The sequence below is a fragment of the Bradyrhizobium sp. in8p8 genome, assembly GCF_000426845.1.
GTDB lineage: Bacteria > Pseudomonadota > Alphaproteobacteria > Rhizobiales > Xanthobacteraceae > Bradyrhizobium > Bradyrhizobium japonicum_C.
This window is the reverse complement of the sequence record NZ_AUGD01000030.1, coordinates 16,583-32,154: the sequence shown is the minus strand read 5'-3', so window position 1 is coordinate 32,154 and position 15,572 is coordinate 16,583. Positions and strand designations below refer to the sequence as shown.

Genomic DNA, 15,572 nt, shown 5'->3' with positions numbered 1-15,572 from the left:
AAAGCCTTAGAAATGTAATTCAGGACCATGTTCCATGCGAGCCCTTCATAAAGAGAACCATCTGATCGAACGAATAGGTTGGCTTCGCGCAGCGGTGCTAGGCGCCAATGACGGGCTGATTTCAACATCGAGTCTGATCGTCGGTGTTGCCGCCGCGACCGCCGCTTCCCACGAAATTCTGGTTGCTGGCGTAGCGGGGCTCGTCGCCGGAGCAATGTCGATGGCTGCAGGCGAATATGTGTCGGTCAGTTCCCAGGCCGATACGGAAGAAGCCGACATGGCGCGTGAGCGCCGCGAACTTGCCACGCAACCTGAAGCGGAGCTGGCCGAACTCGCCGCGATCTACGAGCAGCGTGGTGTAACGCCCGAACTGGCGCGACAGGTCGCCGAGCAGATGATGGCAAAGGACGCCTTCGGGGCCCATGCGCGGGATGAACTCGGACTGACCAGTCATGTGATGGCGAAGCCAGTTCAAGCGGCTTTCACTTCGGCGGTCACCTTCGCATCTGGCGCGACTTTGCCGCTGGCCGTCGCTCTCCTGTCGCCGGCCTGGACCGCCACCTGGACCGTCTCCATTGCCTGCCTCATCGGACTTGGCGTTCTCGGAGCGATCGGCGCTCGCGCTGGCGGCGCCAGCATATGGAAACCCACTCTTCGGGTCGTGTTTTGGGGAGCAGTCGCCATGGCCTCAACTGCGACCATTGGTGCCCTCATCGGTCGAGCCGTCTAGTTCGCGGAGCTCTCTATTTTTTAATCGATTTTGCACTCGATATTTGCATCGCTGCAGAATGGGATTTTCTGCGATGTATTCCAGCGGTACCCAATCACACATGCCGCGGACTTCAGGACTAGGAGAGAGCCACTGCGTACGCGGCCCAGATTTGGAAAGAGCTAGTCATTTCCTCATAGACCCGGGAGAAGCAAAATACCGGATACCTTGTACTTGGTCCGATATCAGCTCCGCGTTCGGTTCGGCGCACCCGTTTGGGTGGGGCTATTGGCGGCAGCCGGCGAACGCTGAAAGATGAGAGGATCACGATGCCCCAAAATAAATTAATCGCAGATTCAATCACATATGCGTTCGCACTTTTATCCAGTACGGCGCGCCATTCTCCTTGTGAGATTGGCTCTTTCCCCCACACATTGTCCTTGTTATTTCTGTAGCCTGCCGTCCGGCCATATCAGCCGTCACGCCTGCAGCGCCGTGCGCGCGGCCAGTATCTCGGGCCAGCGCCTTTACACTCGCCCTTGAAAGTGAAGGCGCGTTCTAGCTTTGTGTCAATCGAACGCCACGCCGATGCGCGTAGCGCTCCGCCAGACTATTCGACACTGTGAGCAAGCGCCGCCAGGTTCTATTTTCAGCTCGAAGGCATCCGGAATGTTCAGGGCAGCAGGAACTTCGAGGCAGGCGCCTGTGTCCGACAAGTTTCGGACGACGCAACTTATCACGGACGATCGCTGATTGAGAATGATCTTCCCCGTCAACAGCGTGCGGCGACGGCGAGTGGTGCGACGCTCCGTCATAACCAATACCAAACGACGCCGCAGGCGGTTGTCGCTGCCCCGCGTCTCGCCTCGACGGCCACCTTCGCGATTCCCGTATCGCGTGGCAGGTTATTGGCGAGTATTTTGAAGACGAGAGCCCCCGGCATAGCGCACTCGCAATACTTCAACGTAGAAACACCATCCGCGCGGTTTGGCCGAGCAGGACAAAGGCCAAAGATTCGTCCCAGTAGCTCAAGACTCCCAATCTGAATCGTTGGTGGTTCATGAGGGCCAAGGCACAGCTGATAGCCGCGCTCATAAACAGCATCATCGTAAGCGCTTTCCCGAATCCCCAGGGCAGCGGGCTTTGAGCACCGGCAAAGATCAGCACGATCAAAAGTTTGAGAGAAAGGCGACGGAGCACAAAGCGCGAGTCCGACGTCATTTTCGGCTCGGCTGCATAACGACGTCGTATCCGCGAAGAGGCAGTACGAAAGAGACACTGCGATAAACGCAATGTCGGTCGGGCAAAGGCATCCAAGCCCGTGCGGCGAAACCGAAACGCCGCTTTCAGAAAGGTTAAGGACAACGAATAAAGCAATCGCCGAAGACGAGGGCTTCGCGCGACGATGCGCTCGACAAGAACCATATCGATACCCACACTAGACCTCGGATCGAAATAAATCAGAGCGATCACATCGCTAGTGAAGTCGACGCGCCCGTGTCCGGTGAGTCTAAGCGGCTTGATATTGCGCAGGTAGTTATCGCCGAAGACCTTACAATATACGATGGTATATCCCGGATATTGTTTTGTATATCGGATCAACCCCGCAAGACACTGTCACTCAAGGAATGACGGTGATATCCAGCCAATGTCATCTAGCGGCTCCAACCCGCTGCCGACGCATGAGGATCAACGAGCAATGCCAAGCGACAGTAGTCGAGCAAGCGTGCCGCTCAGGTCGTTCTCGCGAGTCTGAATCATCAGTCTCGCCTGTGACGGCCGAGCGGCTCGTCACGGAGGTGAGACATGACTCTCCAATTTTTTACTCTGCCGGCTTCGCTCCGCGTTTCGCGGATCGCCTCGCCGAAACGCAATCCCGCATTCGCCGACCCGCGATGCGAGCGTGACCGTCCTTTCACGAAGTCTCCCCGCACGAACCGGACTCGACTGGTCGCGGCGTGGCGTGTCAATGGCGAGACCGGTCGGCTCGAATGCATCTGGATGCTTGACGCCGAACCAGACACGGGCGGCGGGTTGCGCCGATTGATCGAGCGCGCCGGACTCCTTCTTGCAGTTTACCAGCATGGTCGCTTTGCGGCGTGAGGCGTGTGATGCATTCCCTCACGCTGCATAAGGCCAGCACGGCGATGGTTCTGGTGTCCGCCGGCCTGGACGGGCTTCACCCCCGCCGGGGCGGCAATCCGTACTCGCGCAGAATCGCACGGTCGCGCGAAGGTGCGGACCCTCCCTGGTGAAGAGCGGCTGCGCTGCTCAAGCGCGGTCCGAATGCCGAGCGTCGTGAAGATGCATCGGTTTCATTATCCCCTCAGCCGACCAAGACCCCAAGCGCCGAAGACCGTGCCGAGAGGCGCATGGTCTCGGCGCTTGCGGCAGGAGATTCATCCAATGAATGCCCCCATCCTCAAGGCGGCTCTCAAGCCGCGCGGAAAAGACGAACGCAAGCTGTCGATGAAGGCGGTCCGTGAAGCCCAGAATGGGTTGGATGACACCTTCGAAAACGTCAAAGGCGACCGCAACGGCCTGATTGCCCGAGATGCGATCGAACGGCTGGCAAAAGACGGCCCCAATGAGGTTGCGCAAGAGCGACGCCTGCCAGCGGTTGTTCAGTTTTTTGGCGCTTTCAAGAATCCGTTCATTGCAGTGCTGCTGATCCTGGCTGGGATCAGCGCTGTAACGGACATCTGGCTTCGGCTTCAACATGGCGAGGATGCGGATCCGACAAAAGTCACCATCATCATCGTGATGGTGCTTGCCAGCGCCTTGATGCGCTTCGTTCAGGAGTACCGATCGAGCGCTGCGGCCGAAGCTCTGAAGGCGATGGTCCGCACGACGGCGACGGTTCTTCGTCGAGGATCGGCAACGTCAAATCCCGAAGCATTCGAAATCCCGATGCGAGAGATCGTCGCCGGCGACATCGTGCGTCTTTCAGCAGGGGATATGATCCCGGCAGACGTGAGGCTGATCGAATCCCGCGATCTGTTTGTGAGCCAGGCAGTGCTCACCGGTGAGGCCATCCCTGTTGAGAAGTATGACACGCTCGGGTCTGTCGCCGAGAAGTCCGCGGCGAGCGTAGCGTCCAGCGAAATGAACGCGCTCGACATGCCCAACGTCTGCTTCATGGGCACCAACGTCGTGAGCGGCACGGCGACCGCGCTTGTCGTTGCCACGGGTGCTCGCACCTATTTCGGATCGTTAGCCAAGGCGATCGTCGGATCGCGCGCTCAAACGGCGTTCGATCGCGGCATCAACAGTGTGAGCTGGCTGCTCATCCGCTTCATGCTCGTCATGGTTCCTGTCGTCTTTGTCATCAACGGCCTGACCAAAGGCGACTGGGTGGAAGCGCTGTTGTTCGGCCTTGCCGTCGCCGTCGGACTTACCCCCGAAATGCTGCCGATGATCGTTTCCTCGAACCTCGCGAAGGGCGCCGTAGCGATGGCGCGGCGCAAAGTCGTCGTGAAGCGACTCAACGCCATTCAGAACTTCGGCGCGATGGATGTTCTCTGCACGGACAAGACCGGCACGCTGACTCAGGACAAGATCATTCTGGAGCACCACGTCGACGTTACCGGGCAACCCAACGCTGACGTTCTCCGGTTGGGCTGGTTGAACAGCTACCACCAGAGCGGCGTGAAGAACCTGATGGATCAGGCCGTCGTGCGATTCGCCGGGGCGGAGCCAGCCATCACGAACACGGCCGCGAGCTACCGAAAAGTCGATGAACTTCCGTTCGACTTCGTGCGCCGCCGACTCTCAGTGGTCGTCGAGGGCGAGGACGGAGATCACTTGCTCATCTGCAAGGGCGCGGTTGAGGAGATGCTGTCGATCTCTACGCACGTCAGAAGAGGCAAAGATCTGATCCGCCTTGGTGACGTTGAGCGCAAGAATCTGGCTGCGATGGCTCGGGCGTACAACGAGGACGGATTCCGTGTGCTGGTCGTCGCCACCCGAGGGTTTGTGGCGTCCGAGGCCAAGACGCATTATGCCATCGCGGACGAAGCCGATCTCACGATTCAGGGGTTCCTTACTTTTCTCGACCCGCCAAAGGAGACGGCTGGACCAGCAATCGCTGCGCTCGCGGAGCATGGCGTCAAGGTCAAGGTTCTTACGGGCGACAATGCGGTCGTGAGTGCCAAGATCTGCCGTGAAGTAGGACTTGAACCGGGCCAAGCCGTACTCGGGCGCGACATAGAAAAATTGGACGACACCGCGCTTCGCGTTTTGGTCGAGGAGCGGACGATCTTCGCGAAGCTCACTCCGCTCCAGAAGTCGCGTGTATTGCAGGCGCTTCAGGCTAACGGTCATACCGTCGGATTTCTCGGTGACGGCATCAATGACGCCCCGGCGCTGCGCGATGCCGATGTCGGCATTTCCGTCGATAGCGGCGCCGATATTGCGAAGGAGTCGGCCGATATCATCCTGCTCGAGAAGAGCCTGATGGTTCTTGAGGAGGGTGTGCTGAAGGGGCGCGAAACCTTCGGCAACATCATGAAATACCTCAACATGACCGCCAGCTCGAACTTCGGAAACGTGTTTTCAGTGCTGGTGGCGAGCGCATTCATTCCGTTCCTGCCGATGCTGTCGATCCATTTGCTCGTGCAAAACCTGATGTACGACATTTCCCAATTGGCGCTGCCTTGGGATCACATGGACAAGGAGTTTCTCAGCAAACCGCGGAAGTGGGATGCCAAGAATATCGGTCGTTTCATGATCTGGATCGGGCCGACGTCCTCGATCTTCGACATCACGACGTTCGCTCTGATGTGGTTCGTCTTTGCCGCCAATAGCCCGGAGCATCAATCGCTCTTTCAGTCGGGCTGGTTCATCGAGGGCCTGCTTTCTCAAACGCTCGTGGTCCATATGCTGCGTACCCAGAAGATTCCCTTCGTCAACAGCACAGCGGCTTTGCCGGTCTTGCTGATGTCGAGCGTCATCTGCGTACTGGGGATCTATTTGCCGTTCTCTCCGCTGGGAGCAGCCATCGGATTGCAGCCCCTGCCTATCGCCTACTTCCCGTGGCTGGCCGGAACGCTGCTCTGCTACTGCCTCGTCGCTCAACTGATGAAGACCGTCTACATCCGCCGGTTCGGACAATGGTTCTGACGGCCAAGCGCATGAGAGGTCCTGATCATGTCCACATCACCGTTGATCCTGAGATTTGCGCCGCCGCAGGCTGGAGACTGCCCGCGACAAGGGCCGCCACCGCCGAGGCGACAAGCGCCGCGTCCGCCCCACAATCGCGAGCCGGGCGATGCCAGGTCGTCGCTTCGGAATCGGTTGGACAGACGTTTGTGTTGGGCTTTGGCGGTTTTGGCGATGTTCGTGACGCATGCGGCCGTTCACCTTGCTCGTCGCCGTCTGCTGGACGGTTTCAAGCTCAGATTCCTGCTGCGTTGCGGCGCACGGTTGAACAGAGCGGCGATATCGCGAATGCGGCGTTGCCGCTGGTGAGCCACACAAGCGCAAAACGATCGCTTGCATGGAACCAAAGCACGAGGCCCGGACCTGAACCGGACTTCGATCAGCAAGGAGCTTCAAATGGACGACCCATCTAGTCGCGGCGCGACCAACAACTCGCGCCGCTTGAATTCACGAGAAAACTAGGAGGGCAGCTCGCGGCTATTGGCGCCGGGCGCTCTCGCAACCCGACGCCAGGAGTAGCCCATGACTTATTTTACGACCCACGGACTTCCCAATTTCACTATCACCACCGGACTGAAGGTTTTCAGGCGTCGTCGGGTTCTTTTTTGCCGACTGATGGTGATCGCTTTCTACTTGCTGGCGCTCGGTCTTGTAGCGGTTCTTCAGGTAACCAAAGCGCACGCGCAAGAACTTCAAACGACTCCCGGCCATCCGGATGCGGCACGGCTCAACACTAGTGGACCGCAACCCATCCTGGCGATGCCAACGAAGGCACCGGGGGCCTCGCGTGACAATAAGGTGGAATCGGGCGGGCCCGACTGGTCGGGCGTCTATTTTGGCGGACACACCGGTTTCGGGGCTGGCAGCCTTGGCCCGGGAACGAACCCCGTCTTGAATCAGTCCGTTGGCCTGCCGCCTACGGTGACAGGAATGATCGGCGGCTTTCAGGGAGGCTACAACTTTCAGGCCAGCGATCGTTGGGTGCTCGGCGCGGAAGCCGATGTCACTTTTGTGAGCCCGCCCGATGAGACGCGACGGATACCGGCTCCCTTCAACACATCCCTGGATGTCGTGGGGACGGTGCGTGGCAGGATCGGCTATGCTTTTGGCCCATTCCTCCCCTATGCAACGGGAGGCCTCGCTTGGACACGAACGAACGTCGACATCAATGGCGATGACGGCAGCGTTTTGTCAAAACTGGGGCGCTGGCACGCTGGGTGGACGGCAGGCGCAGGTGTCGAAATGGCCTTAGGCGGACCATGGACGGCACGCGTCCAGTACGACTACCTCGATCTGGCTTCCTCGACCTATCGACTCGATGGTGCCGGACTGCGCGATGTGTCCGTCCGCCCCCGAACCCAGAGGTTCACGCTTGGCCTGAACTACCGACTGGGCGATGTGGCCTCGACACTCCCAAGACCACCGGCAACTGTCGAAATGTCGCCGGACTGGAATATTCATGGCCAGACCACATTCATCGCCCAAGGCTATCCCGCGATTCGTTCCCCCTACGCTTCCAGCGCCAGCCTGCCCGGTGGTGGGCAAGTTCGTGAGACGTGGACCGCGGACGCATTTCTTGGCGTGAGGCTTTGGGACGGTGGTGCGTTCTATTTCAATCCCGAGCTAGCCCAAGGCTTCGGGCTGAACGGGACGCTCGGACTCGCAGGCTTTCCAAATGGAGAAGCGCAAAAAGGCGGCGCTGAATTTCCGAAATTTCGGCCACAGCGCTACTATCTTCAGCAGACATTCGGTCTTGGTGGCGAGCAGGAGGATGTCGCAGACGGCCCCCTGCAACTGGCGGGGCGACGCGATATCGATCGCGTCACTGTCACGGTTGGTCGTTTCGCGGTTGGCGATTTCTTCGACGCGAATGCCTATGCCAAGGATCCGCGCGCGGATTTCATGAATTGGGCAATCTGGTCGTCGGGGGCCTATGACTTCCCCGCCGACCTTCCCGGCATGACGCGCGGTGCGGTCATCGAGCTGAATCGTAAGGATTGGGCTGTGCGAGCCGGGGCCTTCCAAGTGCCCAGGGAGCCGAACAGTGATGTTTTGGTCTTCAATGGGGGCGGCGGTGGCGCCGTCGAGTTCGAGGAACGGCACAGCCTGTTCGGGCAGCCGGGTAAGGTTCGGATCGGCGCTTTCATCAACCGTGGTTACACCGGCGCGTATCGCGACGCTATCAACCTCGCGCAAGCGAGCCCTCAAACAGATATCAACGATGCGATGACGGCCCTGCGCCGCAATCAGAATAAGTATGGCTTTTATGGAAATATCGAACAGGCTTTGACAGCTGACCTCGGGCTTTTCGCCCGTGCAAGCTGGAACGACGGCCGCACCGAAATCCTCTCCTTCACGGACATCGACCGCAGCATTTCCGGTGGTTTCTCCCTAAAGGGTTCTGCATGGGGACGGCCTGCGGACACGATCGGAGTCGGTGCTGCGGTCAACGGCCTCTCGAGTGCACATCGTAACTTCCTCGCCGCCGGAGGCACGGGGTTGCTGATCGGTGATGGGAGACTGCGCTACGGCCACGAGTCGATCGTCGAGGCGTATTACGCCTTGCGGGTCAACGGCTGGAGCACCGTCACCTTCGACTATCAGTTTGTTGCAAACCCCGCCTACAACGCCGACCGCGGACCAGCCTCGATTCTGTCGCTTCGCGCCCACGCCGAATTCTGACAGCGAGTGGAGTGGCAATTCCAGCAATAGCGCGGGCTTGCGCCTCGGGAGGGCGCGACCGACGCAACGAGATGGGAACACATTCAGATGGATTGGCAAAGCCTTGGCCACACCGCACTCACGCTCGGGGGCGCATTCCTTCTTGGCGGCTTGATCGGCTTCGAACGGCAATGGCGCCAGCGCCTGGCCGGGCTGCGAACCAATACCCTCGTCGCGCTCGGCGCGGCCATCTTCGTCCTCTTTGCCGGGCTGTTCCCCGGCGAGGCGAGCCCGACGCGCGTTGCGGCCCAGATTGTTTCCGGCATCGGCTTTATGGGCGCCGGCATCATCTTCAAGGAAGGGTTGAATGTGCGCGGGCTCAACACCGCCGCGACGCTGTGGTGCTCCGCCGCGATCGGCGCGCTGTGTGGGGCCGGATTTTTCTTTCATGCATTGATTGCGACGACGTTCGTCATCGCCGTCAACGCAGTTCTGCGCCCGCTCGTGCGCCTCGTTGAGCGCCAGTCATTCGCCGCAAGCCCGTTGGACAGCGCATATGCGATCAGCATCATCTGCCATGGAGAGGCTGAGGCGCATGTTCGGGCGCTTCTTCTTCGCGATCTCGCCGGTGCGCTGCACATCCGCGACCTCGAAAGCACGAATATCGAGGACACAAACCGAGTCCAGGTGAGCGCGACAGTGCGAGCCGACACTCGGCAGGATCGCCTTTTGGAACAGATTATCGGTCGTCTCAGTCTGGAGCCGCTGGTAACATCTGCTCGGTGGCGGTTCGAGCCAGGCGAGTGACCGAGAAGCAATAGTTATCTAGGTACACGGCGGAGTAGATTCTCCAGGGAAGAATATTGAAAGTAGGTAAGTTGATCGAGAAGGTGAACAATGCTCAAGATCGCCAATGATATACGTCCCGGATCGGCGCTGACGTTGATCGCGATGGGCGTTGCGATGGCCGGCATTTTTATCGCCGATACGGTCACGGACTACGCCATCGCAGCGGCCGTATTCTACACAGCGGTCATTCTCGTTGCGACACGCATCTTGTCTGGCACGGCTGTAGTGGCCCTCGCTTGCATTTGTGTCGCGCTGACCCTGATCAGTTTTTTCTTGACCCACTCCGGTGCGTATGAGGTCGGCATCGTCAATACCGGGATTAGTATCGTTGCGATCGGCGTTACAACCTATCTCAGTTTAAGGATGGTGGCTGCGAAGGCCGAGGCGCTGGAGGCGCGCGATCGGCTTTTGCGAATTGCGCGGGTCACGACGCTCGGTCAACTGTCGGCGTCGATCGCGCACGAAGTCAACCAGCCCCTGGCTGCCGTCGTCGCCAGCGGCGGCGCGTGCACCCGATGGCTTGCCCAGGAGCCGCCAAATCTCGACAAGGCCCGCCTCGCGCTCGACCGCATCGTCAGCGATGCCAACCGGGCAAGCCAGGTCATCGCGCGCATTCGCGCCCTTTCGAAGGGCGAGGCGCCGCGCCGACAACCATTCGACCTCAGGGAAGCTGTCATGGAAATCGCGACCTTGTCGCGCGGCGAGATCGAGCGTGGCGGCGTCGCCTTGCAACTGGACCTGCATGACGGCCTACCTCGCGTTTTTGCCGATCGGGTCCAGATCCAGCAGGTCATCAGCAATCTCGTCCTCAATGCGACCGAGGCGATGTCGGACCGCGCATTGCCCGAGCGTCGTCTGCGAATTGCCGCCTCGCAGGATGGACGGGATGCGATCGTTCTCGCGGTGGCCGATTCCGGCACCGGTCTGGCGCCGGGAGCTCGTGAGCACCTCTTTGACGCCTTCTGGACGACGAAAGAGGGAGGCATGGGTCTTGGCCTTACCATCAGTCAGACGATCGTTGAAGCGAATGGCGGACAGATTTCCGCGGCTCCAGTCCCTGGAGGCGGGACCGTATTTGAGGTGCGCCTGCCGCGCCACATGGAGGCAGCCTGATGAAAAATGAACCGACGGCGGATTCGCGGCCGCAGCCCATCGTCTATGTCATCGATGACGATCGGTCCGTTCGCGCCGCGCTCGAAGATTTGCTCGCATCCGTTGGGCTACAGGTGCGCTCGTATAGCTCGGTTGCCGAATTTCTGGAAAGCTCCATGCCGGACGCGCCCGGCTGCCTGCTGCTCGATGTGAGAATGCCCGGACAAAGCGGGATCGATTTTCATCGGCAAATGCCTGAATACGGCATTCATCTGCCGACGATATTCATCACGGGACATGGGGACATCACGATGGGCGTGAACGCCATCAAGAATGGCGCCTTCGAGTTCTTGACCAAGCCGTTTCGCGACCAAGACCTGCTGGATGCTATCCAACAAGCGATCGAAAAAGACCGGCGAAGGCGCGAGAGCGAAGCGCGTTCGCTGGATTTGAATGCGCGTTGGGAGACATTGACGCCCGGCGAACGAGACGTTTTCAAGCTCGTTGTAAAGGGCCTCCTCAATAAACAAATCGCCGCCGACCTGAATGTTAGCGAGATCACGGTGAAGGTTCGCCGTAGCCATCTCATGCAGAAGATGCAGGCCAAGACGATTATTGACCTTGTTAGAATGTCGGACAGTTTGAGCGTTTGAATCTCGACTGAGAGGAGAGCCCCTGCACCGCGAACTGGTGCGCGATCTGCGCGGGCGTGCCACCCCCCCCCCTTTCAGAACACGGTATATTTCGAAGATACGTTGGTATATCGAATCTATATAAGATCATCGGCCAATGAGCGTCTGTAGCCGTCTATTCTAGGGTGAGAATCGGGAGGTCTTGCCTTAGCTGCGGTCGGGGCGCGATGGTCGTGGTAGATGGTGCTTACAGAGCGATGCTCGCAACGAGCGGACGATGGACCGTCGCGAGGCCAGGAATCATTTCGAATAGATCTCGGTCGCAATTGACCGATGCTTGAATTCCGCCAGATCCGGTATTTTCTTGCGGCGGCCGAATATGGCAGCTTCCGAAAGGCGGCCTTGGCCTTGGGAATACAGGAATCGGCGATCAGCCGTCGCGTTCGCGATCTCGAAGACGAACTCGGCGCTTCCCTATTTCAGAGGCACAACGGCGGCGTCTGCCTGACGTTGGCAGGACAGCAGTTTGTGCGTCGAGCACGCAAAGCACTTCAACAGATCGACTGCGGCGCGAAGGATGTGGCCGCCATAGGTCGCTCCGAGCGGGGGCATATCAAGGTCGGCATCTTTTCGTCGCTCGCGTCTGGATTCCTGTCCGATCTGCTGGGAGCCTACGGCAAGGAGCATGCAAGTGTACGGGTCGAATTTTTTGACGGCGATCCTGCGGATCACGTTGCCTCGATCCGGCGACTTCAACTCGATGTGGCTTTTATCACGGGAACCACACAGTGGTCGGACTGTGAAACAGAGCAACTTTGGTCCGAGCGAGTATTCGCCGTACTTCCCAGCGATCATCCTCTCTCTGAGAAATCGGAGCTTGGCTGGCGTGATCTTGTGGACGAGAGATTCATTGTAAGTGACGGTGCCCCTGGATCGGAAATTCACGACTATTTGGTTCAACGCCTCGCCGATCTTGGGCGTCACCCAGAAATCGATACCCAATACGTCGGGAGGGACAATCTCCTGTCGCTTGTGGCGATCGGCCAAGGCGTCACGGTCATGAGCGAGGCCGGGACGGCGGCTCAGTTTCCGGGAACTGCCTATCGGCAGCTTGCCGGCGAGGTTCTGCCGTTCTGCGCGGTGTGGTCGCCGCGGAATGATAACCCGGCCTGGCGCCGCCTCCTCAGTCTTGCGCGTTCAATGTCGCGCTCGGCTGCCGCCACAATCATTCAGACGGTTTCGGCAGTTCTTTTGACTTCCTCGCTTTCGCAAATCCCCGATCCGTGGCTATGAACCGCTCCAGCATCGGAGCGATGAGGCGAACGGGATCGGCCGGCGGTTGCCTCGCTTCGCGGCCGAGAATTTCTGCGTAGGCCGTTAGGTCGCGATGCAGGCTTGCCGGTAACTCCACCGTGACCTTCACCGGTTTGTCGTCGACGATCGCTCCCAATTTCAGCTTGGTCATGTCAGCCTCCGTAGGGTTCGAGAACGAGATCGCGGGTGACGATGACGCGGACGGGCAAGCCTGGCCGGATGGTGAGGGTCGGTGCGATGTTGAGCTGGCGCTGGACGATCTGCTGGCCGGTTTGACTGACGCTATTGGAGGCACCCTGTCGCAGCGCCCGCACAATATCGCTGTCCTGGCCAGACGAGCCCGCCTCCGCACCGATGCTCAGAATCGTGGAAAGTGCAGCGGCCTTGAACAGTTCGCCCCAGTGATAGTCGACGCCATCCTCAAGGCCCGCATAGCCCTCGGCGTCCGCACCAGGCTGACGCTCCAGAACGATGGAGCGGCCATTGGGGAAGATCAGCCGGTTCCAGACGAGAAGTATGCGCCTCTGACCGAAGCCGACGCCACTGTCATACTGGCCGATAACGCGCGTGCCCTGTGGCACAAGCAGGATCTTGCCGGTCGGGCTGTCATAGATGTTCTCCGTCACCTGTGCGGTGATCTGACCCGGCAGGTCGGAGCGGATGCCGGTGATGAGCGCGGCCGCGATGACGGCGCCGGCCTGCAGGACGTTCTTCGACGCTGGCGCGGCAACGCGATCCGGCGAGACAGTGCGCTTGTCGGGCGTCTGATTGAGGAATGCGAGCTGACGATCCTGCGCGGAGGGTGTCGCTGGCTGCGGCGCAAGGCCGAGGCTGGCGAGATCGGCCGACGGCGTGGCGGTCGCAGTCGGCTGTGTCGAAGCTCCAGCCGTAGCGGGCCGAGTCTCGGTGGATGCGAACAGCCGTGCGGTCCGAGCCGCCTCCAGTTCCTGCGCCCGGCGCTGTTCCTCGGGGCTCGGTCCCGTCGGACCTGATGCCGGTGCGCCGATCGGCGGCACTGTGCCACCGTTCTGCGCGTTGAGGATCGGGCGACCGAGGTCGCCGGGCAGCGGCGGGCCGAGCTTCGGGACGCCGGAATAATCCTTCGGCAATCCAGCCAGACCGTCCGGTGTCGAGCGGTTGTCCGTAGAGTAAAGCTCCTGACCCTGGCCGCTGTGACGAGTCTGGAGCGCATAGATCAGCGCCCCACCGACACCGAGGCTTGCCGCAAGACCCAGACCGGCCAGCACCTTGCGGGACAGGCGGGTCACACGCGGCGGCTCGGCGCGCAGCCGCATGGTCGCGGCCGGCTCGCCGGTCAGCGGCCGAGCGTCGTCGTCGGTCGGCTGAGGCTGGGGCGCCGAACCGGGCGTCCGGCCTTCCTCCTTTTCGGGATCGCGTTCGTCGCTCACGATGCCGGCCTCCCGTCGGTGCGGGAGATGCGGACACGCTTCTGGTTCTTGCCCGCGCCGAACCGCAGTTCGGCGGCGGCGAACAGTCGATCGACGATCATGTAGTTGCCGCGCACGCGATAGTTCACCAGCTCGGAGGTGTCGCCCTCCGGTCCGACCACGAACAAGGGCGGCATCTCGCCCTGTCCGATGCCGCGGGGGAATTCGATGAACACCTGCTTGCCGTCATCGAAGGCGCGCAGCGGCCGCCACGGTGCGCGGTCGCCGGTCACCTCGTAGCGGAAATTGACACGGGCGAGATCGATGCCGCCCGACACCGGCTGCGCGGCCTCGGCTTGGCTGTTCTGGCGGCGCAGCGCGATGAGCTGGTCCTGCGGATATTGCCAAGACACCGATGCCATATAGGTCGATGGCGTCGCGCGCAGCTCCATGTGATAGGTGCGCCGGTCGGTGTTGATGACGAGATTGGTCATCAGCTCGGCCCGCGTTGGCTTCACGAGGATATGGACCTGCTTGGCCGCGCCAACGCCGCTCTCGGTATCGCCGATGATCCAGCGCACTGTGTCGCCAGCGGCGACAGGACCGGAGCCGACGAGCTGCTCGCCGGGCTGAAGCGCGATGTCGGTGATCTGCCCCGGCGAGGCGTAGACCTGATAGAGCGCGCCATCGACGAAGGGATAGACCTGCATCGAGTTGATGAAGCCGTTGCGGACGGGCTGGACGCGCGCTGCGGCATTGGCCTGGTTGACGCGCGCGGCGGGATCGGACGGTTCCGGCTCGGGCTTGCCGTCCTTGCCGATGGGCTTCAACTGACCAGGCAGCGGGAGCGGTTTGGGAAGCTCCACCACCCGGACGGGCGCTGGCGGATCGGAGGTCTGCACAGCCGGCACCGCATTGTCGTAGGAAATCTCCGGCGGCGGGGTGTGAGTGGCGCACCCTGCCAGCGCCGAACCGGCGAGCAAGATTCCCGGCAAAGCGGATTTGCGGAAAACCGGAACTACGTGGATGAGCAAAGCCGGGAGCCCTGCACTCCAAGGGGCGGCTTTGCGGAGTGCGGGCGTCATTGTCCAAGCTCCTTCGACCAGTTGATGGCGTTGATGTAGATTCCGAGTGGGTTCTTCCGCAGCGTGTCGGCGTCGCGTGGGGGCTGCACGACGACGGTGAGGATCGCGGACCAGCGTTCGGTGGAGGCCAGTGAGCCGTCCTGATAGCGTCGCTCGATCCAGGCGATGCGGAAGCTCGACGGCGAGGCGCGGATCACCGACGACACTTCGATCGCGATCTGCTGCTTGCCGACCTTGGTGAAGGGGTCGTTGGCGCGCGCATAATCGTTCAGCGCGAGCGCGCCACCCTGTGTCGTGAAGTCGTAGGCGCGCAGCCAGTTCTGCCGCACGATGATGGCGTCGGACGGGATCGAGCGGACCTGCTCGATGAAGCGCGCGAGGTAGAAGGCGATTTGCGGATCGTTTGGCTGATAGTCGGCGGTCGCCGGCGCGATCGCCTGCGCCTGGCCGAGCCGGTCGACCTGCACTACCCAAGGCACGATCGAGCCGTTGGCGGACTGCCAGACCAGCGCGGCCGAAAGGCCGCCCGCGAGGGCCAATGATCCGAAGGCCATGTAGCGCCAGTTACGGGCCTGCACGCGGGCGGAGCCGATGCGATCGTCCCAGACCTGAGCGGCGCGCTGATAGGGAGTCTCGGGCTGAGGGGCTTTGCCGTAGTGGGTGGATGGTCGCTTGAACATGG

General features: G+C 60.8%; 13 protein-coding genes. 7 read left to right on the top strand and 6 right to left on the bottom strand.

Annotated features, from left to right (window positions below):
- The first annotated feature begins 34 nt into the window (after nt 1-34).
- Nucleotides 35-730 carry a VIT1/CCC1 transporter family protein gene (locus K408_RS0135205; protein ID WP_006022566.1) on the top strand — a complete coding sequence of 232 codons (696 nt, stop codon included), beginning with the start codon at nt 35-37 and terminating at the stop codon, nt 728-730.
- 548 nt (nt 731-1,278) lie between these two features.
- On the opposite strand, the gene K408_RS44505 is transcribed toward K408_RS0135205, so the two are convergent.
- Both K408_RS44505 and K408_RS42485 read right to left on the bottom strand, forming a co-directional pair.
- A complete protein-coding gene (locus K408_RS44505; RefSeq protein WP_080655009.1) occupies nt 1,279-1,524 on the bottom strand; it encodes a PilZ domain-containing protein in 246 nt (81 codons plus the stop codon).
- A 145-nt stretch (nt 1,525-1,669) separates the two neighbouring features.
- Nucleotides 1,670-2,146: a hypothetical protein gene (locus K408_RS42485; RefSeq protein WP_124810153.1), complete on the bottom strand. Its 477-nt coding sequence runs from the start codon at nt 2,144-2,146 to the stop codon at nt 1,670-1,672.
- A 969-nt stretch (nt 2,147-3,115) separates the two neighbouring features.
- On the opposite strand from K408_RS42485, the gene mgtA reads away from it, so the two are divergent.
- From mgtA to K408_RS0135170, 6 genes are all read left to right on the top strand, one after another.
- Complete coding sequence (gene mgtA / locus K408_RS0135195) at nt 3,116-5,830, top strand: magnesium-translocating P-type ATPase (protein ID WP_006022571.1); 2,715 nt, start codon at nt 3,116-3,118, stop codon at nt 5,828-5,830.
- A 561-nt stretch (nt 5,831-6,391) separates the two neighbouring features.
- A complete protein-coding gene (locus K408_RS0135190; protein WP_006022572.1) occupies nt 6,392-8,551 on the top strand; it encodes a carbohydrate porin in 2,160 nt (719 codons plus the stop codon).
- Nucleotides 8,552-8,638: 87 nt separating this feature from the next.
- Nucleotides 8,639-9,337 (top strand): MgtC/SapB family protein, encoded by a 699-nt coding sequence (locus K408_RS0135185; protein WP_006022573.1) that lies wholly within the window; start codon nt 8,639-8,641, stop codon nt 9,335-9,337.
- 90 nt (nt 9,338-9,427) lie between these two features.
- Complete coding sequence (locus K408_RS0135180; protein ID WP_006022574.1) at nt 9,428-10,492, top strand: sensor histidine kinase; 1,065 nt, start codon at nt 9,428-9,430, stop codon at nt 10,490-10,492.
- Nucleotides 10,492-11,124 (top strand): response regulator transcription factor, encoded by a 633-nt coding sequence (locus tag K408_RS0135175; protein ID WP_006022575.1) that lies wholly within the window; start codon nt 10,492-10,494, stop codon nt 11,122-11,124. Before K408_RS0135180 ends, K408_RS0135175 begins: the two co-directional genes overlap by 1 nt.
- Before the next feature lie 312 nt (nt 11,125-11,436).
- Complete coding sequence (locus tag K408_RS0135170; protein ID WP_024343196.1) at nt 11,437-12,396, top strand: LysR family transcriptional regulator; 960 nt, start codon at nt 11,437-11,439, stop codon at nt 12,394-12,396.
- Here the strand turns inward: K408_RS0135170 and K408_RS41630 are convergent.
- The 4 genes from K408_RS41630 to trbF are packed head-to-tail and all read right to left on the bottom strand — an operon-like array spanning nt 12,329 to nt 15,570.
- A complete protein-coding gene (locus K408_RS41630; protein WP_006022577.1) occupies nt 12,329-12,568 on the bottom strand; it encodes a DUF2274 domain-containing protein in 240 nt (79 codons plus the stop codon). The two genes, K408_RS0135170 and K408_RS41630, sit on opposite strands and share 68 nt — an antisense overlap.
- Before the next feature lies 1 nt (nt 12,569).
- Nucleotides 12,570-13,826 carry a TraB/TrbI/VirB10 family type IV secretion system protein gene (locus K408_RS0135165; RefSeq protein WP_006022578.1) on the bottom strand — a complete coding sequence of 419 codons (1,257 nt, stop codon included), beginning with the start codon at nt 13,824-13,826 and terminating at the stop codon, nt 12,570-12,572.
- Nucleotides 13,823-14,890 carry a P-type conjugative transfer protein TrbG gene (gene trbG / locus K408_RS0135160; protein WP_006022579.1) on the bottom strand — a complete coding sequence of 356 codons (1,068 nt, stop codon included), beginning with the start codon at nt 14,888-14,890 and terminating at the stop codon, nt 13,823-13,825. Before trbG ends, K408_RS0135165 begins: the two co-directional genes overlap by 4 nt.
- A complete protein-coding gene (gene trbF / locus K408_RS0135155; RefSeq protein ID WP_006022580.1) occupies nt 14,887-15,570 on the bottom strand; it encodes a conjugal transfer protein TrbF in 684 nt (227 codons plus the stop codon). Before trbF ends, trbG begins: the two co-directional genes overlap by 4 nt.
- Between the last annotated feature and the right edge of the window lie 2 nt (nt 15,571-15,572).